The organism is Streptomyces umbrinus (genome assembly GCF_030817415.1).
Taxonomy (GTDB): domain Bacteria; phylum Actinomycetota; class Actinomycetes; order Streptomycetales; family Streptomycetaceae; genus Streptomyces; species Streptomyces umbrinus_A.
Window position 1 is genome coordinate 7,509,454 of sequence record NZ_JAUSZI010000002.1, and the last position, 19,467, is coordinate 7,528,920.

Below are 19,467 nucleotides of genomic sequence, written 5' to 3' on the forward strand. Positions count from 1 at the left end.
CAGTTGGGGTCGGTGCGCCGGGTGTGCGGCGTAGGTCCCGTACGCCAGGCCCAGTAGGCCGGGCCCGGTACGTCGGGGCTAGTACCTCAGACCGTGCCCGACGGGGTACAGCACCTCCGTCGGCTTGTCCGCCTTCTGCACCGGCACAGGCAGTTCGCCCACCGGGTCGGCACGCCCCGCGAGCACGCGCACGGCGGCGCGCAGCTCGACGTCCGTCCAGGAGTACGCCGCCAAGTAGGCCTTGACATCGGGCAGTTGGGCCACGTCGTACGGATTGCGGATGGCGAGCGCGACCACCGGCCGACCCGTGGCGAGCAACTGGTTCACGAGCGTCCGCTGAGTGGAGGCGGCGGTGACGTTGTACGTCCCCACGAGCACCGCGTCCACGCCCTGGGCCGCCGCGACGGCTTTCGCAATGGTCGCGTCGGTGGGGGCCGTGCCCGTGGAGAGAACAGTCGCCGTGAAGCCCAGCTCGGTCAGCGCGGCGCCGAGCACGGTCGTGGGCGGCCCGGTGGTCCCGGACGGCGAGGCGGGATCGGCCCCGACGACAAGAACGGTCCGATGCGTACGACGCGAAAGCGGCAGCAGCCCACCGGAGTTGACGAGAAGAGTCGTGGTCCGCTCGGCAATGCGATCAGCGGCCTTGAGATGCGACGAGATCCCCACGACCCGGTCCACCCCGCGCCGAGTGACATACGGATCCTTGATCAGCCCCAGCTTGGCCTTCAGCCGCAGCACCCGCAGGATCGATTCGTCGAGGCGCGCCTCCGTCAGCTCGCCCCCGCGGACGGCCTGGAGGACCGCGTTCCAGGCGACGTCCAGCTTCGGCGGATTGAGGAGCTGGTCGACACCGGCCTTGAGCGCGAGCACGGGCACCCGGTCGTCCCCGTACTTGGTCCGGACACCCTCCATGCCCAGCGAGTCCGTCACCACGACCCCGTCGTAGCCGAGCCGCTCGCGCAGGATGCCGGTGAGGATGGGCCGGGAGAGGGTCGCCGGGTCGCCGGACGGATCGAGCGCCGGAACCATGATGTGCGCGGTCATGATCGAGTCGATCCCGGCGGCGATCGCGGCGCGGAACGGCGGAGCGTCGAGCTCGGCCCACTGCGCCTCGGTGTGCTCGATGACCGGGAAGCCGTAGTGACTGTCGGTCTCGGTGTCCCCGTGCCCCGGGAAGTGCTTGGACGTGGCGGCGACCCCGGCGCTCTGGTACCCCTTCACCTGCGCGGCGACCATCCCCGCCACCGCCTGCGGATCGGCACCGAAGGACCGTACGCCGATGACCGGGTTGGCCGGGTTGACGTTCACGTCGGCGACCGGCGCGTAGTCCTGCCGGACGCCCATCGCGCGCAGTTCGGCACCGCCGATCCGCCCCGCCGTACGGGCGTCCGTGCGCGAGCCGCCGGCCCCGAGGGCCATGGCACCCGGGAAGAGCGTGGCGGGCTTGCCCACGCGGGCGACGATGCCGTGCTCCTGGTCGGTGGAGATGAGCACGGGCAGCCCGCGGGGCTGTGCCAGCGCGGCCTTCTGGATGCCGTTGCTCAGGTCCGCGATCTGGTGCGGGTCACGGGTGTTGTGCGCCCACCCGAAGTAGATGATCCCGCCGACCCGGTACTTCGCGATCAGCTCGGCGGCATCGCGTACGCCGATCTCCTTGAGGTTGGCGTCGATGTCGGCCTGGTCGGGCGCGGTCGCCGAGTGCCCGTACACCCGCATCACGAAGAGCTGCCCGACCTTCTCTTCGAGCGTCATACGGGAGATCAGGGCCCGGAGCCTCTTGTCGTCGTGCCTGGCGGTGTCGTCGTCCTCGGCCAGCGCCGGACCGCCGCCGACGGCGACAACCGCCGCCGCGCCCGCGGTCGCCGCGAGCAGCGTACGTCTGGAGGTGTGCACGTGCGCTCCTTCCGGAGAGGGCCCGAAGGGCCCGTGGAGGGGCGAGTATGAAGGAAACTTCCAAGGAGTCACGGATATCCGGGAAATTTCTGCCAGTCAATAGCACGGGCAGCCGACACGGCGGATACACCCCGCCCGAGCCCTTCCGGAGAGGGTGCCCTGGGCCGATCGCCGTACGCTTGAACGGGCGGCAGACGAAGGGCAGACGAGCGGCAGAAGACCGGCAGACGAGGGGACGATGCCATGTCCGGAGTGCCACGCACGGGATGTGCCGAGACCATGGACGCGCTTCGCGAGGAACTGCAAAGGGCCGCGGAGGGCCCGTCGGCGGAGGGGTTACCGACCCTCCCGGCGGACAGGGACCGGCCGGTGGGGGACCGCCCGGTGGAGGAGCCACCATCCGCCGACGACGAGGTGTCGGAGTCCGAGCGGATCCTGGCCGACCGGGAACGCACGCTGGGCCCCGACCACCCCGACACCCTGCTCGCCCGTACGAACGTCGGCGGTGCCTGTCAGCAGGCGGGGCACCCGGATCGCGCAGTGCGGCTGTTCGAACAGATCCTGGCCGACGGGGAACGCGTCCTGGGGCCCGACCACCCCGACACCCTCACCTTCCGGAACAACCTCGCGGGCGGCCACGAGGCAGCCGGCGACCCGGCCCGCGCAATCCCGCTCTACGAAGACGCCCTGACCGGCCGTGAGCGTGTCCTCGGCCCGGACGACCTGCGCACCCTGCAATGCCGGGACAACCTCGCCCGAGCCCACGAACTCACAGACGCACCGGCCCAGGCCATCCCCCTCCACGAGCGGACCCTGACCGACCGCGAACGCACGCTGGGCCCCGGCCACCCGTACACGCTCCTCTCCCGCGGCAACCTCGCCTACACCCACCACACGGCGGGCAACGGGGAGATGGGCGCGCAGTTGTTCGCGCACACCCTGACCGACAGCGAACGCCACCTGGGGCCTGACCACCCCGCGACCCGGCACGTCCGGCAGCTGCTGACCCACGTACGGAGCGCCTGACGCAAGAGGGGCCGCCATCGGCGCTGTTGGAGGGGGGCGCGCCGATGACGGCGTGCTGCCGGCCGCAGGCGGCGGAGAGGGTAAGTCAGCGTTCGCAGCCAGCAGCGAGGCCGACACCGCACTGCGGTGACTCATCCGGCAGCATGCGGGTTGGACGGGGGGTGGCGAGGATGGGTTCCCCTGAATCCACCGATTCCCGGAAATTGGTACGGGTGGGCACGGGAGTGCACAACGAGGTTGGTGTGGTGCTGTTTTGGGCCGCTCGATTGCGGTCGTTGTGGGGCGAGGCCGGTGTCACGCCACCGGAGTGGCGACGCGAGGCTCCCTCGCGCTGAGATCCCGGTACAGCACGGCGACCACCGAGCACACGAACGGCAGGACCACCAGCGGCAGCAGGAGCAGGGCCACCGCCGTCGGCGTGATCAGGACCAGCACCCCGGTGATGTACGGGTTGTCGTCGCTCAGCCACAACATGCCGAGGCCCAGTACGTGCGCGACGGGACCCGCCGCGTACCGCAGCACGACGAAGGCGAGCACGACGGCGGCCGCGAGCAGCAACCCGATGCCGTACGTCTTCCAGGGCGCCCTCTTCGTCAGCGCCCAGGCACGTCGTACCGCCGCCCTGGACGAGGAGTTCTCGGTCACCAGCGCGGCGGTGGCCACGCAGTGGCGGAAGTACACCAGTAGGGCGAGCGCCGCGATGGTGATCGGGAGGACCCCGCCCACGAGCCGGTACTGCCAGGTCGCGGTCTCACCGACCAACGTCCGCTCGACACCCGGCACTTCCCCCGAGTCCGCGACGACCGAGGTCATGAGCGCCAGCAGTCCCACCGCTCCGACGCGCAGCCAGACCCGCCACTGCACCCAGTAGGCGACCCCGACATGCGGACGCATACGCGCCCACAACTCACGTACAGTCAGGGTCTGTTGACCCTCCTCCGACGTGTGCTCGAAGGCCACGGTGTACGCGGTCTGCAACACGGCGACGACGCCCGCGGCGAGGGCCAGCAGCAGCACGGTGACGCCCGCGCCGACCTGTTGCAGGTTCTCCATCGTCCCGTCGATGTACGCCGCGATGGGGTCCTCGTAGGCGACATCCTGGTCCGCACTCCTCCGCACCTCCTCGAACGTCCCCCACGACAGGAGGAACCCGGCCCCCACGATGGCGCTCCCCGCGAGGGTGGCGAGGCCGGTCACGATGAGCGTGAACCGGTAGAGGGGACGCCAGGTGAGGCGGAGGTTGCGGAGGGCTTCGCGGATCAGCATGAGGGGTGGGAGGCGGTCCTTACGTCAGCTATGAAGAGACGCCAGGCGACGGGGGAGACCCGGAGGGAGGGGCGTGCGATGTCTTTGGAATCACGGATGTGGATGGCGGAGGTGGTGGCCACCTCTACGCAATCACCGCCGCCCGAGTCGCTGTAGCTGCTCTTGCGCCAAGTGAAGGCGGCCTCGACACAATCACCGCCGGTGTTGTCGCTGTAGCTGCTCTTGAACCATGTCAGCTCGCTCATAGCTCACCCGCCAACTGCTCGATTACGCCTACGGATTCCTCTGGCCCAAGGGCCTGCGAGCGGATCATCGCATATCGCCGAGCCAGTACGCCGACCTCGTCCGCCTTGGAAACCAGCGAACTGTTGCCTTGCCCCTCCAAGTAGACGAGCGAGATCTGCTCCGGTGTTTCGATCAGCTTCATCGGACCCGGGAGCCCCGCGTGCCCCGCCCGTGCGGAGGGCATGACCTGCAGCGTGACGTTCTGGCGCTCCGAGCAGGTGATGAGGTATTCGTACTGGGCGCGCATGACCTCGGGTCCTCCGATCAGCCGTCGTAGCGCCGACTCCTCAAGGATGACGTTAGTTACCGCAATTGGCTTCCTGTCGAACAGAGCCCTGCGCTCCATCCGAGCTGCCACCAGGCGATCGACCTCGTCCTCCTCCAGAGGGGGAAAGGCGTGGTCGAACAGGCGCTGTGCGTACTCCTGGGTCTGCAGAAGCCCATCGATCAGCACGACGCAGTACGAGGAAACGCTCAACGCCTCCTGCTCAAGCTGAACGAACCCCTGAAAGTGGGCCGGATAGCGCTCCAGCCGCAAATACTTGGCCGCAGCCGCGATCAATCCACCCGCCTCCAGCGCCTTCTCCGCGGCCTCGATGAACTCATCGGTCGCCGGCTTCGCGCACGTCTCGACGGCGCTCACCGCGGCCCCCGTATAAGCCATCCGCTCGCCCAACTCGTTCTGCGACAACCCCGCCTTCGTACGCAGCATCCGCAGTACCTCCGCGAAATACTGCGCGGCGGGTGACGACGAGTTCTTCTTGGGTTGCGCCATCGCGAACCTCCCCCTTCACACGGCCACCGTGCTCAACACGCCTCAACGCCAATCAACGCCCACACAAGCCCAGTTGCCCACCGGAGGCGTCGACGCTCGGTCACTGGTGACGGTAGCCACCAGGGCCGACAGTGTTCATGTGAACACAGAAAGTGACGGAGTAAACCTCCGAGACTTCCGAGACGTCCGCGACCTTCGAGTCCGGACATGGCGGCGCAGGCTCACACCGGTGACCCGCTCCGTACCGGAGGCCCGCCGAGGGGCCAGGTCCGTACTCACGGAATGGCGGATCCCGACCGACGCGGCGGAGGCGATCGAACTGATCGTGTCGGAGCTGGCGACGAACGCGGTACGCCACGCCCGCGTACCCGACCGCTTCTTCGAGGTGGCGCTCACCTACGACGGCGACAAGGCGGTCGAGGTGGAGGTCTCCGACGCGTCGCCCCGCCTCCCGGAACCCCAAGTCCCGTCCCTGGAGGCGGAGTCGGGTCGAGGCCTGCCCCTCGTGGCGGCCCTGGCGGAGAGCTGGGAACTCAGAGGCAGAGTGATCGGCAAGACGGTATGGGCGAGGGTGCTCACACGGTAGGCACCCCTATGGGCGTCCCAACGGGCCAGTCGAGGCGGCGCCGCCCTACGCCGACTCGTTCAGCAACCGCGACAGATGCTCCCGCCCGGCTCCCAGCAACCCCTCAAGTGGGGCCGCGGCCTCGTACCACCGCTTCTCGTACTCCCAGCACAGCCAGCCGTCCCAGCCCTCGCGGGAGAGGAGTTCGACGCACTCGGTGAGGGGGAGGACGCCCGTGCCGAGCGGCAGCGGGGTGGTGTCGTCGGCGGAGGCGATGTCCTTGACCTGGATGTAGCCGAGGTGCGGGGAGAGCGCGGCGAAGGTGGACGGGGGCTGTTCGCCGCCGAGCCAGGTGTGCATGACGTCCCACAGGGCGCCGGCCTGGCGGTGGCCGACCAGGCCGAGGATGCGGATCGCGTCGGCTCCCGTGCGATGCGAGTCGTGGGTCTCAAGAAGGATGCGTACGCCCAGGTCGGCGGCGTACTCGGCGGCCGTGCCCAGGCGCCGGGCGGCCGTGGCGTCGGCCTCCTCGGGGGTCTGGTCGGGGCCGCCGCCGGGGAAGACGCGGATGTAGGGGGCGCCGAGGTCCCGGGCCAGTTCGAGGAGGCCGCGGATCTCGGCGATCACGGGGCCGTCATCGCCCGGCGCCGCGACGCGCGCGTACCCGGCGAGGCCGAGGATCTCGATGCCCGCGGCCTTGAACTCGGCCGCCACGTCGGCCCGTTCGGCTAGGTCGATGCCGGGGTGGACCGGCTCCTCGGGATGCGCGCGCAGCTCGACGCCGTGATAGCCGTGCGTGGCGGCGAGGCGCACCACGTCGCTGATCGGGAGTCCGGGAACGCCGAGGGTGGAGAAGGCCAGCTTCATGAGTCGGACAGTACCCGCCGCTCGTCTTCTGTCACTCCCGCGCGGCGGACGGGTCCGGACGCCGACTCCGGGCGACACCTTCGGCGACCTCACCTCCGCGTTCCGCTTCTCCCACTCCCGCCCGCGAGCACCACGCCTCCCGGACGACACGGCGGAACACCTGGAACGGGCGAAGGAGAAGGGGCGACGCCCGCACGTGTGACTCCGTCGGGGGTCCGTAAGTGGGTCGGCTGCGGGCCCGGTGGGGGCTTGTCGCGCAGTTCCCCGCGCCCCTCATGGGGCGCCCCATGAGGGGCGCCCCGCCCGGCCAGGTGTGTCAGCCCATGCCGTGCAGGTCCAGGCGCCAGTCCTGGCCGTTGAGGTCGGTGCCGAAGGAGCGGTGGGGCTTCTCGTCGACGAGGACGAAGCCGTGGCGTTGGTAGATGCGACGGGCAGCGGACAGGACGTCATTCGTCCACAGGACCATCTCCCGGTAGCCGACACCGCGCGCGAACTCGACGCAGGCGCCCACCAGTTGATCGCCGATGCCGAGACCGCGCGCGTCCGGCTCGACGAGCAGGAGGCGCAGCCGGGCGGCGCCGGGTGCCTCGTCCCGTACACACATCACGCAGCCCACCGGACGACCGTCGAGCTCCGCGATCCACACGCGCTCCAGGTGCGGGTCGTGGTCCTCGGCGAAGTCGGCGACGATCCGGGCGACCAGGCCCTCGTAGTCCGTGTTGAAGCCGTACTCGGAGGCGTAGAGCGCGGCGTTGCGCTGCACGACCCAGCCGAGGTCGCCGGGCCCCGGCTCGCGCAGCAGTACGTCCTCCCGACGGGGCGGCCGTCGGCTCGCGTCCGAAAGAATCTCGCGGATGTCCCGCATGGCGTCGGTGAGCCGGGACCGATCCTCCGGTGGCACGGTCGAGAGCAGCGAGCCGACGGCCTCCCGCGAGCGCTCGTTCAGCAGATCGGCGGTCTCCCGGCCGCGGGCCGTGAGCGTGATCCGGCGCCGCCGGGTGTCCTTCTCCGACGGAGCCCGCTCGATCAGCCCGTCCTTCTCGAACTTCGCGAGCAGGCGGCTCAGGTACCCGGAGTCCAGACAGAGTTCACCGCGGAGGTCGGCCGCGTCCGTACGGGGCGAGTGGGCGAGTTCGTACAGCACGCGGGACTCCGTGAGCGTGTACGGGGCGTGGAGCTGGCGGCTGTAGTCGAGCGCGCCGATGAGGTTCGTGTAGAAGCGGTTGAAAGCACGGATCTCTTGAATGGTCATGACGTCCGGCACCTGCCTTTGACACCTGCCTTGGGGTTCACACACCGGGCTGGATAGCTGACTCAGTCAGAGATTATGCCCGCTGTGGCCGATACGCGCACGGGTTTTGTTGGTCTGGGTGCGCTGTTAGCGTGGCCGTTCGAACGAGGGGGAGACTCGTAGATGACGACGACCACATCGAGCACGTTCCGTATCGGCGGGGACCTGGAGGTGGGCCGGCTCGGGTTCGGGGCGATGCACCTGCCCACCGAGCCGGCCGACGCCCGCGAGGCAGCAATCGCGGTGGCCCGACGGGCCGTCGACCTCGGAGTGACACTGATCGACACCGCCTACATGTACGGCGGGGGAGCCAACGAGGAACTCCTGGCCGAGGCGCTGTACCCATACGCGGACGGGCTGCTCGTCACCACCAAGATCGGCCTCGAACGGTCGGAGTCCTCGGGGGAGTGGGAGCTGAACGGCCGCCCGGAGGTCCTGCGGGCCCAGGTCGACAAGGCCCTGCGCCGCCTCCGCATGGAGCGAATCGAACTGCTGCAGCTGCACCGCATCGACCCGGCGACCCCGCTCGCCGACCAGCTCGGGGCGCTGCGGGAGCTTCGGGACGCGGGCAAGGTGGGGCGGATCGGGCTGTCCGAGGTCACCGTCGAGGAGCTCGACCAGGCTCGGAAGGTCGTGGACATCGCGAGCGTCCAGAACCGCTACAACCTGCTCGACCGGGAGCACGAGCCGGTGCTGGATGCCTGCGCGGCGGCGGGGATCGCCTTCCTGCCGTGGCGGACCGTGGCGTGGGGGTCGTCGGGGGACACGGCGGAGATCGCGGCGGTGGCGGCCGAACTGGGCGCTACGCCCACGCAGGTCGTACTGGCGTGGCTCCTCGGCCACTCACCGGTGATGCTGCCGATCCCGGGCACGGCGAGGGTCGCCCACCTGGAGGAGAACGTGGCGGCGGGCGGGCTCCGCCTCAGCCCGGGCCAACGGGCTCGCTTGGACGCGCTGTAGTCCTCCGCAGAGTGTTTCCTTCCGCGGGTCCAGGAGGGATAGGGCCGAGGCGTCCTGGTCAGGCCGTCGTGTGGCGAGAACGGGACGCGGGCCTGTCACCGGTGCTGTGCGGTGCGCAGCTCGTCGGTGTACCGGACGAGAGCGTCCTCGGCCGTGGGGGCGGGGCCGAACAGCTGCTCCTGGCGGCGGGGGTCGGCGACGTAGCGTCCGGTCTCGAACCAGCCGAACATCGCGGCCATGTCCTTGACCAGAGGCATGAAGCGGCCGACGACGGCTCCTGCGGTGCGGGCGACGGCGGAAGGTACGGCCCACACCTTGATCTTCTTTCCGGCCCGGTTGCCCATCAGGTCGGCCATCTCGCGCATGGTGACCGGACGGTCCCAGCCGATGTCGATGCGCTCACCGTTGTCGGCCTCGGAGTCGACTGCGGCCGCCAGGTAGGCCGCGAGATCGGAGGTGTGGACGAAGGTCAGCGGGACGGTGGTCTTGCCGATCCAAATCAGGCGGCCCTTGTCGATCGGGTTGCCCGCCATCGTCGCGATCTGGTCGAGGAACGCCCCCGGGCGCAGTGCGACGAACGGGACGCCGAGCTGTTCGAGCTTGTCCTCGGCGATCTTCTTGTGCCAGAAGTGCGGGACGTGGGGCGTCTGGTCGCTGGTGAGGATGCTGGTCAGGACGAAGCGCCGGATGCCGGCGCGGTGGGCGGCCTCGGCAAGGTTGGCGTTGCCGACGGTGTCGATGTCGTGCGCGTTCTTGCCGCCGCGGGTGTAGCCGGCAGCGGTGGTGATGACGGCATCGGCGCCGTTCATGGCGGCGACGAGCGAGTCGAGGTCGAGCATGTCGCCGCGGGCGATCTCGACACCCCGGCTTTCGAGCCTGCTCGCGTCGGTGGTCGGCCGGACCAGGGCGCGGACGTTCTTGCCGCGTGCCAGCAGTTCGTCGACGACCTTGCCGCCGAGGGAGCCGGTCGCGCCGACGACGAGGACGGGAAGGGGGGTGGTCATGGGGGTCTCACTTTCATCAGGTCAGTAGTGAGGGGATTGGGCCGGCGGGGCAGTGGTGCCTGCGGACGTGGGCGCCGTCGGCCCGGTCGCTCAGGGGGCGGGCCTGTGGTGGGCGGATCCGCGGCGCGGGTCACCGCCGGCCTGCGGGAGCTTGCGTAGGTCGAAGGCGACCCGGACGCGGGTGATGCGCCCGTCCTCGATGTGCGGCCGGCCGACGACCGGGAAAAGCTCGACATCCCCTTGGGGGTGTTGCCCCTTCCCCCGGACGAGTTCCGCCTGCCTGCACCGGGACAGCTCGTGCTTGCCCCTGGCGCTGGGGCCCCGCTCAGCCTTGTTCTCCCTGACGTAAGGGGGCCAGCGGCATCCGTCGGCTCGACTCGCCGGGCTTCTTCCGACAGTCGGGGAGTTACTCGGACTCTTCCTGCGGAAGAGCGGGGTTGTTGATCGCGTCGGCTATGGCATAGGCGATACGGACGAAGGACTCTGCCTGCTGCGCCGACAGGTTCCGCGCGGAGGTTTCCTCCAGGGCCCGCCACATGGCTGCGATCGGCTCGCGCATGGCACGGCCCTTGTCGGTGAGGTGGACGACCATGACGCGCCGGTCGTGTTCGGCAGGCTCGCGGACGAGCAGGCCGGCGTCCTGCATGCGGCGCAGTGCCTTGGAGATGGTGGAGTGGTCCACGTCGAGGCTATCGAGCAGCTCGGACTGGGTCTGGCCGTCCCGGTCGAGGAGGTGCATCAGCAGCAGTTCCTGTCCGGGATGCAGGTCCATCTCGCGGAGTATGGCGGCGGCGCGGGCGCGGTGAGCGCGGGCGAGCTGGTAGATCGCGTAGCTCATCTGCCCCTCACTGGCCGTGGTGGGGGGGCGAGGTGTGGGGGCGGGCATGGTTGGGTTCCTCAGACGGTGTGGGTGGGGTAGTCGGTGTAGCCGACCACTCCGCCGCCGTAGAAGGTCGCCGGGTCGGGAGTGTTCAGCGGCGCGTCAGAGCGTAGCCGCTCGACCAGGTCCGGGTTGGCGAGCGCGAGGGCGCCGACGGCGACAAGGTCGGCCGTGCCGTTGTCGACGTCCTTGGCGCGGGTGGGCAGGTCGGCACCGGCCCGGTTGAGGATCAGCGTGGTCGGCCACAGCGCGCGCAGGGTGCCCAGCAGCGAGTCGTCGCCCGCGTGCATCACGTGGAGGTAGGCAAGGCCGAGCGGGCTGAGGGCGCGCAGGAGCGCCGGATACAGCTCGGCGGTGTCGGACTCGGCGATGTCGTTGTAGGGGTTTCCGGGAGAGATGCGCAGGCCGGTGCGGCCGGCACCGATCTCGTCGGCCACGGCAGCGGCCACCTCGACGGCGAAGCGGATGCGGTTGTCGAGGGAGCCGCCGTAGCGGTCGGTGCGCTGGTTGGTGTTGTCGGACAGGAACTGGTGCACCAGGTAGCCGTTGGCGGCGTGGATCTCCACGCCGTCGGCGCCTGCCGCGACGGCGGCCGCTGCGGCGCGGCGGAAGTCCTCGACGGTCGCCGCGACCTCCTGCGTCGACAGAGCACGGGGGACCGGCATCTCCTGGGGCCCGGACGCGGTGAACATCGCGCCCTGCGGCCGGATCGCCGAAGGGGCGACCGGCCGGCGCCCGTGGGGGGTGTTGTCGGGATGGGCGATGCGTCCGGTGTGCATCAGCTGGATGACGATCCGGCCGTCGGCCGCGTGCACGGCGTCGGTGACCTTGCGCCACCCGGCGATCTGCTCGTCATTGTGTATGCCGGGAGTGAGGAGGTAGCCCTGGCCGTCTGCGGAGGGCTGGGTTCCCTCGGTGATGATGAGCGCGTGCGAGGCCCGCTGGGCGTAGTACTCGGCGTTCAGCTCGGTCGGCACGCCTTCAGGGGTGGAGCGGTCACGGGTCATGGGGGCCATGACCAGGCGGTGCGGGAGAGAGACGTCACCGACGGTGGTCGGCGTCCACAGGGAATTCAGCATGAATGGTCCTTCGGTGCGGTGATGGCCAGGTGGTCATCGGGAAAGCGAGGGGCGTGGCGGAGGAGAGGCGGGCGTGATCAGTCGACGGTGAGGACGAGCTTGCCCCGGACATGCCCGGCATCGCTGACCTGCTGAGCCGTGGCGGCCTGATCGAGCGGGTAGGCGGTGACGGTGGTGACGACCTTGCCGGTCGCGGCATCCTGCGCCAGGGCGGCCAGACGGGCGGCCGAGCGTTCCTGGCCACCGCTGGCGAAGGTGATGCCGAGCTGGTGTGCGCGGAAGTCGGCGATGGTGACGATGCGCTCGGTGCCGCCCCGCAGGGCGATGGAGTCCTCAAGGGCTCCCTTCCCGGCCACGTCGAACACCGCGTCCACGCCGTCGGGGGCCAGTGCCCGGACCCGCTCGACCAGGCCCTCGCCGTAAACGGTCGCGGTGGCGCCGAGCGAGGCGAGGTAGTCCTGGTTGGCGGGGCCGGCGGTGGCGATGACACGCGCTCCGCGGGCGGTGGCGACCTGGACCGCCAGGGTGCCGACCCCTCCGGCCGCGCCGTGCATCAGCACGGTCTCCCCGGCGGTGACGCCGAGAAGGTTCAGGACCCGCTCGGCCGTCTCGCTGGCCACCGGAAGCGCGACCGCGTGCTGCCAGTCGAGGCCGGCGGGCTTGGGGGCCACGGTGGTGGCCAGCGCGTACTGGGCGTACGAGCCGGTGTCCGACCATCCCAGCACCTCATCGCCCACCTGCACGTCCTGCACGCCCTCACCGAGGGCGTCCACCACCCCGGCGAGTTCGTGACCGGGGACGGAGGGCAGCGGCGTGGGGAACACGGCCTCCAGGGCCCCGGAGCGGATCTTGCCGTCCAGCGCGTTCAGCCCGGCCGCCTTCACGCGGACGCGGATCTGCCCGGGGCCGGGCTGCGGGACCTCGATGTCCGCCTGGTGCAGCACGTCCGGGCCGCCAAACTGGTCGAAAACGATTGCTTCCATGATGACTCCATTTCCTTTGGCCACCAAAAGTGTGGCTGGCCACCTAATCAACGTAACAGTAATCATGTGGCTAGCCAAGTATTTGCGGACGTGGGGGTGAAGGTAGCCACTGCGGCTCGCTTCGGGGTGCGCCGACCACTTGTGTGGCCGACCACGTAAACGAACGCGGCGACCGCCAGGGTGTGCCCGTACCGCAGATCGCCCAGAAACTCGTCATCACCTCGGGCAAGAACAAGGGCCAGAGCCCCTCGGTCGCCGCTCGTCGACCTGATCCGCTGCCCAAGTAACCGAAGAGGCGGATGAGGTGGAGGGGGTCGTCGGTGTGCTGGGCCTCGTTGAGGATGCGGTCCACGCGCAGACGGCTGGTCTGGTGGTGGGCCGGCGTCGGTGGCGTTCGGCCAGCCACTGCCGTGTCAGACACCCCATGTCGTTTGAGGTCAAGCGGCATGGGTGTGGGTGTGGTGTGACCAGGCGGTCGCTTCGTCGTAGTGGGTGCGGGTTTTGAGGCAGCCGTGGAGGATGCCGACGAGGCGGTTGCCGACCTGGCGGAGGGCCGGGTTGTAACCCGTTTCGCGGGCGCGTTGCTTGTCGTAGTAGTGGCGGGCGCCGGGTGAGGCGCGCAGGGCTGCGAATGCCTGGCGCTGGAGGGCGTCGGCGAGGCGGTTGTTGCGGACGTAACGGGCCTGGACGGTGCGGCTCTTGCCGGAGGCCCGGGTGACGGGGCTGGTGCCGGCGTAGTTCTTGCGGGCCTTCGCGGACGCGTAGCGGCTGGGGTCGTCTCCGAACTCGGCGAGCACCCGGGCGCCGGTGATCTCTGCGATGCCGGGCATCGAGAGGTAGATCTCAGCATCCGGGTGCGCCAGAAAATGGGCCTTCACCTGTACTTCCAGCGCGGCTATCTGCTCATTCAGCGCGATGATCAGCCGTGCGTGGGCGGTGGCGGTGGCCGCGTAGGCGGCCGTGACGGGCTCGGGCAGGCCCAGCTGCGGCTCGCGCAGGGCGGTCTGAATGGTCGCGGCCTTCGCGTCGCGGTGGCGGCGGCGGTGACGGGCCAGGACCGCGGTGATCTGGGTGCGCGTCAGCTTCGCCCCGACTGCGGGGGTGGGCGCCTTGATCAGCAGTTCCAGGGCGTCCGTGCTGGTCAGCTCCAGGTCTGCGTAAGCGGACAGGGCGGCGGGGAAGTACTCCCGCAGCGTGCTGCGCAGACGCTGGAAAGTGCGGGTACGTTCCCAGATCATGGTCTGGTGGGCACGGGCGACGACCTTGACGGCCTGGGCCTGCTCACTGTCGCCGGCGACGGGCCGCAGTTGGTCCCGGTCGATACGGACCATGTCCGCGAGCGCGTGCGCGTCGCCCTTGTCACTCTTCGCGCCGGACGTGCCGTACCGCTCCTTGAACCGGGCGACCTGCCTCGGGTTGATGGCGTAGACCTGGTAGCCGGAGGCGATCAGGGTCTGCACCCACGAGCCCCGGTCAGTCTCAATCCCCATCACCACCGCAGCCGGATCCAGGTCCCTGCCACCGTGCTTCGCGAGGAGCTCGTGCAGCTTCGCGATCCCCTGCACGCCCTCCGGCAGCCTCGCCGCAGCGAGTTTCCGGCCTGCCTCGTCCTGGACCTCGATGTCATGATGGTCTTCGGCCCAGTCATCGCCGATCAGCAGCAACTTTCCCTCCTTGCACGGCACTTCGCTTCCTGCAGCCCGCGGAAGGCGGCGCGCGGCCTAATGGATCCAGTGCTCACGCCCCACTGCCCGGCGGGCACGCCACCCCATCAGCGGTCTGGCCTCCCGGCCGACCAGCAGGGGCACGGTCTGACACCAGAACTCGACTGCTTCCGGCGGCGAAAGTGCTCACCTGCTGGCGGCTACGGCACCGAGTCTCTCCGACCCGGCAGGTCCCATTAGGCGGTAGGTGAGTTCGTCCAGGTAGAGGGTGTGGACGGGCTTGCCGGTGCGGCGCACGAGGAGGGTGGCGCGGCTGTGGCCGAGGTCGTCCAGCAGCAGATGGCGCTGGTCGTGGACGCTCAGGGCGTGCGCGGCGGCGAGCGCGAAGCTGAGCCGGTCGCGGGCGTGGGGAGGCAGCCGAGAGCGCCGCGCAGCATGTCGTCGGCCAGCGGTCGCGGCAGCACGACGGCGGTGGTCAGGGAGACAGCGCGGGCCGGGTCGCGGAAGATGAGTCTCTCGCGTTTGAGGGCGTGAAACAGGGAGCGCAGGGCGGTGGCCAGGGACTTGGGGGCTTCTCCCTGTACCGGTTCGAGGGCCTGCTCGAATGTGGGCACGGGTGACGGCCCGCAGATTGGTGATGCCGTCCTCGTACCAGGTGTGCAGCGGGGGCGCGGCCAGGCGCAGGTAGGAGCAGATGGTCGACGGGGCGAGCGGCCGGCTGGGTCATTGGGCCGTGCCGCACAGGACGTCGATCCACCGGTTGAGCGGGCCGCGGAACGGGGGGCGGTGTCGGCGAGGTGCCGGGCCCCGGCCAAGGCCGCATCCGAGTGCCGGTCGGGGGCGAGACGTCCGGTCAGGCGCAGGTAGTTGATGACGCGTGCGCCATGGAAGTGCTTACGGCGGGCGATCAGCCGCACGTCCTCCTCCGGCAGCGTGGCTGGGCGCGCAGCTCCCCGCGCCCCTGAAGGGCTTCAAATGACCACCCACTCTCCGGCAGCCGCTCTCCTCCCTGAGGGGTCGTGTCGGGGTTTCCGATCGCAGCACGACCTCTGATGGGCAACGTGTAGGCGCTGGATGACACAGCTGCGATCGGATGCCCCGTCGCGGCCCCGACCGGACGACAAACGGCAGGCGCATCTTTCAGGGGCGCGGGGAACTGCGCGACCAGCCACACACAACCCGCACCCAACACCCCAACCTCAGGAGTTCTTGGGCGCCCCCGTAGACCCCCGCACCATCAACTCCCCCCGAATCGTGGCAATCCCCCCAGGCGGAGCCTCCTCCCGCCCCATCGCGATCCGCCCAGCCCGAGTCCCCGCCTCCGCCAACGGCAACCGCACAGTCGTCAACGCAGGCACCGCGTCAATGCTGAAGGGAAGATCATCGAACCCCACGACAGACACGTCATCCGGAATCCGCAACCCGGAGTCCCGCAGAGCAGCACACGCCCCAAGCGCAACCGTGTCGTTCGCCGCGACAACAGCCGTCAACTCCGGATCACGACGCAGCAGTTCAAGAGTCGCCTCGTACCCGGCCCGCCGGTCGTACCGTCCATGCACGGTCCGCGAAGCCTCGTCAGGGATGCCGTGCGCGGCAAGCGCGTCCCGATGCCCCTCCAGCCGATGCCGAGTCGTCGTACGCTCCTCGGGCCCCGCGATATACCCCATCCGCCGATGCCCGAGCTCGATCAGATGCTCGGTGAGCCGCCGCCCCCCACCCCGGTTGTCGAAGGTGAGAGCGACCGCGTCGGTGTCGGCCGGCGCGGGCGGTCGCCCGCACAGCACGACCCGCGTCCCCGCGGCCGCAAGCTTGCGCAGCTTCGTGGCCACGGCCTCCGCATGCGCGGTGTTCTCCACGGCCCCACCGGTCAGCACGACCGCCGCGGCCCGCTGACGCTGAAGCAGCGTGAGATACGTGAGCTCCCGCTCGGCGGAACCCCCGGTGTTGCACACGACAGCGAGCCGCTCCCCACCGGCCCGACCCCCCGGCCCCCCGATCTCCCCCTGGATCGCCCCCGCCATGATCCCGAAGAACGGGTCGGCGATGTCGTTCACCAGAATCCCGACCAGGTCGGACGTCGCCGCGGCGAGCGCGCTCGCGGGGCCGTTCAGTACATAATCCAGCTCGTCCACGGCCCGCAGCACCCGCTCACGGGTGGAGGCGGCCACGGGATAGTTCCCGTTCAGCACGCGCGACACCGTCGCGGGCGAGACCTGCGCGCGGGCCGCCACGTCCGCCAGGGTCACCGTCATCTTCGTCGTCCTCCGGTCGCGCATCTCGTCATACGTCTCGTCCAAGCCCCTGCACACGCGGGCGCTCCAAGCCCCGACGCGCACGTGCACACACCGCACGGGCACACCGCACCGCTCCGTGCAGACCTTAAGGCCGAACCCCCCAGTTGTTCGCCCCCTCGAACAACTCATCCCCGTCACGGTCTTGTCCAGACCGCTCCTCAGAGGCTAGCTTCTCTACATATAGAAAGCGCTTGCTGTGACGCTCACCAGTTCACCAGGGTGCACCGGACGTACCGGGGTCCACCTGTGGGGCGTACGCGGCGCGGGACGCGTACGAAGGGAATCACGTGACACGCAAGACGGTGCGCATCGCGATGAACGGTGTGACGGGGCGCATGGGCTACCGCCAGCACCTCGTCCGCTCGATCCTCGCCCTGCGCGAACAGGGCGGTCTCGACCTCGGCGACGGCACCGTGCTGTGGCCCGAGCCGGTCCTCGTCGGCCGCCGCGAGCACGCCCTGAAGGCACTCGCGGAGCAGCACGGCCTGGACCCGGCGAACATCTCCACGGACGTCGACGCGGTCCTCGCCGACCCGACCGTCGAGATCTACTTCGACGCCCAGGTCACCTCGGCCCGCGAGGAGGCGCTCCAGAAGGCGATCGCCGCGGGCAAGCACATCTACACCGAGAAGCCGACCGCGACGGGCCTGGACGGCGCCCTGGAACTGGCCCGCCTGGCCACCGCCGCCGGCATCAAGCACGGCGTGGTCCAGGACAAGCTCTTCCTCCCGGGCCTGCTCAAGCTGAAGCGGCTCATCGACGGCGGCTTCTTCGGCCGCATCCTCTCCATCCGCGGAGAGTTCGGCTACTGGGTCTTCGAGGGCGACTGGCAGTCGGCCCAGCGCCCGTCCTGGAATTACCGCTCCGAGGACGGCGGTGGCATCGTTGTCGACATGTTCCCGCACTGGGAGTACGTACTCCACGAGCTGTTCGGCCGCGTGAAGTCCGTCCAGGCCCTGACCGCCACGCACATCCCGCAGCGCTGGGACGAGCAGGACAAGCCGTACGACGCCACGGCCGACGACGCCGCCTACGGTGTCTTCGAACTCGAAGGCGGAGCGATCGCCCAGATCAACTCCTCCTGGGCCGTTCGCGTCAACCGTGACGAACTCGTCGAGTTCCAGGTCGACGGCACCGAGGGCTCGGCCGTCGCGGGCCTGCGCAACTGCCGTGTCCAGCACCGCAGTTCGACACCCAAGCCGGTCTGGAACCCCGACATCCCCGCCACCTACTCCTTCCGCGACCAGTGGCAGGAGATCCCCGACAACGCCGAGTTCGACAACGGCTTCAAGGCCCAGTGGGAGCTCTTCCTCAAGCACGTCTACGCCGACGCGCCCTACCACTGGGACCTGCTGGCCGGCGCCCGCGGCGTCCAGCTCGCCGAACTGGGCCTGAAGTCCTCGGCCGAGGGCCGCCGCTTCGACGTACCGGAGATCGCGCTGTGACGAACGGGCAGATCCAACTACCCAACGCAGACGGCGTGTTGCGCGCCTACACCCCCCGCACCGAACCACTGCCCCTCACCACCGGCGCCCCCTTCACCTCCCGTACGGTCTACTCGGCGGCGCACGTGGTCGCCGACCCGTACGCCGACACCACCCCCGACTCCCCGGCCGCCGTCGACTGGGACGCCACCCTCGCCTTCCGCCGCCATCTGTGGGCCCACGGGCTCGGCGTCGCGGAGGCGATGGACACCGCCCAGCGCGGGATGGGGCTCGACTGGGCGGGCGCGGCCGAGCTGATCCGCCGCTCGTCGGCCGAGGCCAAGGCGGTCGGCGGCCTGATCGCCTGCGGCGTCGGCACCGACCAGCTGCCGGTCACCGAGGTCGGCTACCCGTACAGCCTGGACGAGGTGCGGGCCGCGTACGAGGAGCAGCTGGCCCTCGTCGAGGAATCCGGCTCGCGGTCCATCCTCATGGCCTCGCGGGCGCTGGCCGCCATCGCCAAGGGGCCCGAGGACTACCTGGAGGTCTACGGCCACCTGCTGCGCCAGGCCGCCGAGCCGGTGGTCCTGCACTGGCTCGGCCCGATGTTCGACCCGGCGCTCGAAGGCTACTGGGGCAGCACCGACCTCGACGCCGCCACCAACACCTTCCTGGAGGTCATCGCCGCCCACCCCGACAAGGTCGACGGCATCAAGGTCTCCCTCCTCGACGCCCAGCGCGAGATCGACCTGCGCCGCAAGCTCCCCGACGGGGTGCACTGCTACACCGGCGACGACTTCAACTACCCCGAGCTGATCGCGGGCGACGACCAGGGCTTCAGCCATGCCCTGCTCGGCATCTTCGACCCGCTGGGGCCCCTGGCCGCCGAGGCCGTACGGGTCCTCGACACCGGCAACACGGGCGGCTTCCGTGAACTCCTCGACCCCACCGTCGAGTTGTCCCGCCACCTCTTCCAGACCCCGACCCGCTTCTACAAGACGGGCGTGGTCTTCCTGGCCTGGCTCGCGGGCCACCAGGAGCACTTCACGATGGTCGGCGGCCTCCAGTCGTCCCGCTCGCTCCCGCACTTCGCCCGCGCGTACGAACTCGCCGACGGGCTGGGCCTGTTCCCGGACCCGGCCCTCGCGGAAGCACGCATGAAGAACCTGCTCTCTCTGTACGGAGTGGGAGTGTGAGGTGAACCAGTGAGC

The 19,467-nt window shown here is 69.9% G+C and carries 20 protein-coding genes; 7 read left to right on the plus strand and 13 right to left on the minus strand.

Annotated features, from left to right (window positions below):
• Positions 1-78: 78 nt before the first annotated feature.
• Positions 79-1,893 (minus strand): glycoside hydrolase family 3 protein, encoded by a 1,815-nt coding sequence (locus tag QF035_RS33240; protein ID WP_307524114.1) that lies wholly within the window; start codon positions 1,891-1,893, stop codon positions 79-81.
• A gap of 243 nt (positions 1,894-2,136) precedes the next feature.
• On the opposite strand from QF035_RS33240, the gene QF035_RS33245 reads away from it, so the two are divergent.
• On the plus strand, positions 2,137-2,919 hold the full coding sequence (locus QF035_RS33245) for a tetratricopeptide repeat protein (RefSeq protein WP_307524116.1): 783 nt from the start codon (positions 2,137-2,139) through the stop codon (positions 2,917-2,919).
• Positions 2,920-3,213: 294 nt separating this feature from the next.
• Here QF035_RS33245 and QF035_RS33250 read toward each other — a convergent pair whose 3' ends face one another.
• From QF035_RS33250 to QF035_RS33260, 3 genes are read right to left on the minus strand one after another with little or no spacing between them, the layout of a single operon-like run.
• Complete coding sequence (locus QF035_RS33250; RefSeq protein WP_307524117.1) at positions 3,214-4,185, minus strand: hypothetical protein; 972 nt, start codon at positions 4,183-4,185, stop codon at positions 3,214-3,216.
• Complete coding sequence (locus QF035_RS33255; RefSeq protein ID WP_307524119.1) at positions 4,179-4,430, minus strand: DUF397 domain-containing protein; 252 nt, start codon at positions 4,428-4,430, stop codon at positions 4,179-4,181. Before QF035_RS33255 ends, QF035_RS33250 begins: the two co-directional genes overlap by 7 nt.
• Entirely contained in the window at positions 4,427-5,245 is an 819-nt protein-coding gene (locus QF035_RS33260) for a helix-turn-helix domain-containing protein (RefSeq protein ID WP_307524121.1), read from the minus strand. Before QF035_RS33260 ends, QF035_RS33255 begins: the two co-directional genes overlap by 4 nt.
• Before the next feature lie 229 nt (positions 5,246-5,474).
• Here QF035_RS33260 and QF035_RS33265 point away from each other — a divergent pair, with 229 nt between their 5' ends.
• Positions 5,475-5,831, plus strand: coding sequence for an ATP-binding protein (locus tag QF035_RS33265; protein ID WP_307524123.1), 357 nt, complete (start codon positions 5,475-5,477; stop codon positions 5,829-5,831).
• A 45-nt stretch (positions 5,832-5,876) separates the two neighbouring features.
• Here the strand turns inward: QF035_RS33265 and QF035_RS33270 are convergent, their stop codons facing one another.
• Positions 5,877-6,677: a sugar phosphate isomerase/epimerase family protein gene (locus QF035_RS33270; RefSeq protein WP_307524124.1), complete on the minus strand. Its 801-nt coding sequence runs from the start codon at positions 6,675-6,677 to the stop codon at positions 5,877-5,879.
• On the opposite strand from QF035_RS33270, the gene QF035_RS33275 reads away from it, so the two are divergent.
• The gene (locus QF035_RS33275; RefSeq protein ID WP_307532059.1) at positions 6,676-6,879 is read left to right on the plus strand and encodes a hypothetical protein; all 204 of its coding nucleotides are present in this window, start codon (positions 6,676-6,678) and stop codon (positions 6,877-6,879) included. The two genes, QF035_RS33270 and QF035_RS33275, sit on opposite strands and share 2 nt — an antisense overlap.
• A 114-nt stretch (positions 6,880-6,993) precedes the next feature.
• Here the strand turns inward: QF035_RS33275 and QF035_RS33280 are convergent, their stop codons facing one another.
• Complete coding sequence (locus QF035_RS33280; protein WP_307524126.1) at positions 6,994-7,929, minus strand: bifunctional helix-turn-helix transcriptional regulator/GNAT family N-acetyltransferase; 936 nt, start codon at positions 7,927-7,929, stop codon at positions 6,994-6,996.
• Between the two features lie 162 nt (positions 7,930-8,091).
• On the opposite strand from QF035_RS33280, the gene QF035_RS33285 reads away from it, so the two are divergent.
• Positions 8,092-8,928 carry an aldo/keto reductase gene (locus tag QF035_RS33285; protein WP_307524128.1) on the plus strand — a complete coding sequence of 279 codons (837 nt, stop codon included), beginning with the start codon at positions 8,092-8,094 and terminating at the stop codon, positions 8,926-8,928.
• A gap of 95 nt (positions 8,929-9,023) precedes the next feature.
• Here the strand turns inward: QF035_RS33285 and QF035_RS33290 are convergent, their stop codons facing one another.
• The 4 genes from QF035_RS33290 to QF035_RS33305 all read right to left on the minus strand — a co-directional run bounded on the left by QF035_RS33290 (position 9,024) and on the right by QF035_RS33305 (position 12,874).
• Positions 9,024-9,932 (minus strand): SDR family oxidoreductase, encoded by a 909-nt coding sequence (locus tag QF035_RS33290; RefSeq protein ID WP_307524130.1) that lies wholly within the window; start codon positions 9,930-9,932, stop codon positions 9,024-9,026.
• 406 nt (positions 9,933-10,338) lie between these two features.
• The gene (locus QF035_RS33295; protein WP_307524132.1) at positions 10,339-10,818 is read right to left on the minus strand and encodes a MarR family winged helix-turn-helix transcriptional regulator; all 480 of its coding nucleotides are present in this window, start codon (positions 10,816-10,818) and stop codon (positions 10,339-10,341) included.
• Positions 10,819-10,829: 11 nt separating this feature from the next.
• On the minus strand, positions 10,830-11,891 hold the full coding sequence (locus tag QF035_RS33300; RefSeq protein WP_307524133.1) for an alkene reductase: 1,062 nt from the start codon (positions 11,889-11,891) through the stop codon (positions 10,830-10,832).
• 77 nt (positions 11,892-11,968) lie between these two features.
• Positions 11,969-12,874, minus strand: a complete 906-nt coding sequence (locus QF035_RS33305) for an NADP-dependent oxidoreductase (RefSeq protein WP_307524135.1) — start codon at positions 12,872-12,874, stop codon at positions 11,969-11,971.
• A 143-nt stretch (positions 12,875-13,017) separates the two neighbouring features.
• On the opposite strand from QF035_RS33305, the gene QF035_RS33310 reads away from it, so the two are divergent.
• Positions 13,018-13,161: a hypothetical protein gene (locus QF035_RS33310; RefSeq protein WP_307524137.1), complete on the plus strand. Its 144-nt coding sequence runs from the start codon at positions 13,018-13,020 to the stop codon at positions 13,159-13,161.
• A gap of 150 nt (positions 13,162-13,311) precedes the next feature.
• Here QF035_RS33310 and QF035_RS33315 read toward each other — a convergent pair whose 3' ends face one another.
• The 3 genes from QF035_RS33315 to QF035_RS33325 all read right to left on the minus strand — a co-directional run bounded on the left by QF035_RS33315 (position 13,312) and on the right by QF035_RS33325 (position 16,790).
• On the minus strand, positions 13,312-14,538 hold the full coding sequence (locus tag QF035_RS33315) for an IS110 family transposase (protein ID WP_307523286.1): 1,227 nt from the start codon (positions 14,536-14,538) through the stop codon (positions 13,312-13,314).
• A gap of 359 nt (positions 14,539-14,897) precedes the next feature.
• Positions 14,898-15,152 (minus strand): hypothetical protein, encoded by a 255-nt coding sequence (locus QF035_RS33320; protein ID WP_307524139.1) that lies wholly within the window; start codon positions 15,150-15,152, stop codon positions 14,898-14,900.
• Positions 15,153-15,737: 585 nt separating this feature from the next.
• Entirely contained in the window at positions 15,738-16,790 is a 1,053-nt protein-coding gene (locus QF035_RS33325) for a LacI family DNA-binding transcriptional regulator (protein WP_189838461.1), read from the minus strand.
• A gap of 329 nt (positions 16,791-17,119) precedes the next feature.
• Here QF035_RS33325 and QF035_RS33330 point away from each other — a divergent pair, with 329 nt between their 5' ends.
• Together QF035_RS33330 and QF035_RS33335 are read left to right on the plus strand one after the other, a co-directional pair.
• The gene (locus QF035_RS33330; protein ID WP_307524141.1) at positions 17,120-18,277 is read left to right on the plus strand and encodes a Gfo/Idh/MocA family protein; all 1,158 of its coding nucleotides are present in this window, start codon (positions 17,120-17,122) and stop codon (positions 18,275-18,277) included.
• Positions 18,274-19,452, plus strand: coding sequence for a dihydrodipicolinate synthase family protein (locus tag QF035_RS33335; protein ID WP_307524143.1), 1,179 nt, complete (start codon positions 18,274-18,276; stop codon positions 19,450-19,452). Before QF035_RS33330 ends, QF035_RS33335 begins: the two co-directional genes overlap by 4 nt.
• Positions 19,453-19,467 lie beyond the last annotated feature (15 nt).

Coding starts and splice junctions, on each gene's coding strand:
- QF035_RS33275 (WP_307532059.1), top strand. CDS start 6,676: ATGAGTCGGACAGTACCCGCCGCTCGTCTTCTGTCACTCCCGCGCGGC.
- QF035_RS33280 (WP_307524126.1), bottom strand. CDS start 7,929: ATGACCATTCAAGAGATCCGTGCTTTCAACCGCTTCTACACGAACCTC.
- QF035_RS33295 (WP_307524132.1), bottom strand. CDS start 10,818: ATGCCCGCCCCCACACCTCGCCCCCCCACCACGGCCAGTGAGGGGCAG.
- QF035_RS33270 (WP_307524124.1), bottom strand. CDS start 6,677: ATGAAGCTGGCCTTCTCCACCCTCGGCGTTCCCGGACTCCCGATCAGC.
- QF035_RS33245 (WP_307524116.1), top strand. CDS start 2,137: ATGTCCGGAGTGCCACGCACGGGATGTGCCGAGACCATGGACGCGCTT.
- QF035_RS33255 (WP_307524119.1), bottom strand. CDS start 4,430: ATGAGCGAGCTGACATGGTTCAAGAGCAGCTACAGCGACAACACCGGC.
- QF035_RS33285 (WP_307524128.1), top strand. CDS start 8,092: ATGACGACGACCACATCGAGCACGTTCCGTATCGGCGGGGACCTGGAG.
- QF035_RS33250 (WP_307524117.1), bottom strand. CDS start 4,185: ATGCTGATCCGCGAAGCCCTCCGCAACCTCCGCCTCACCTGGCGTCCC.
- QF035_RS33305 (WP_307524135.1), bottom strand. CDS start 12,874: ATGGAAGCAATCGTTTTCGACCAGTTTGGCGGCCCGGACGTGCTGCAC.
- QF035_RS33260 (WP_307524121.1), bottom strand. CDS start 5,245: ATGGCGCAACCCAAGAAGAACTCGTCGTCACCCGCCGCGCAGTATTTC.
- QF035_RS33300 (WP_307524133.1), bottom strand. CDS start 11,891: ATGCTGAATTCCCTGTGGACGCCGACCACCGTCGGTGACGTCTCTCTC.
- QF035_RS33290 (WP_307524130.1), bottom strand. CDS start 9,932: ATGACCACCCCCCTTCCCGTCCTCGTCGTCGGCGCGACCGGCTCCCTC.
- QF035_RS33325 (WP_189838461.1), bottom strand. CDS start 16,790: ATGACGGTGACCCTGGCGGACGTGGCGGCCCGCGCGCAGGTCTCGCCC.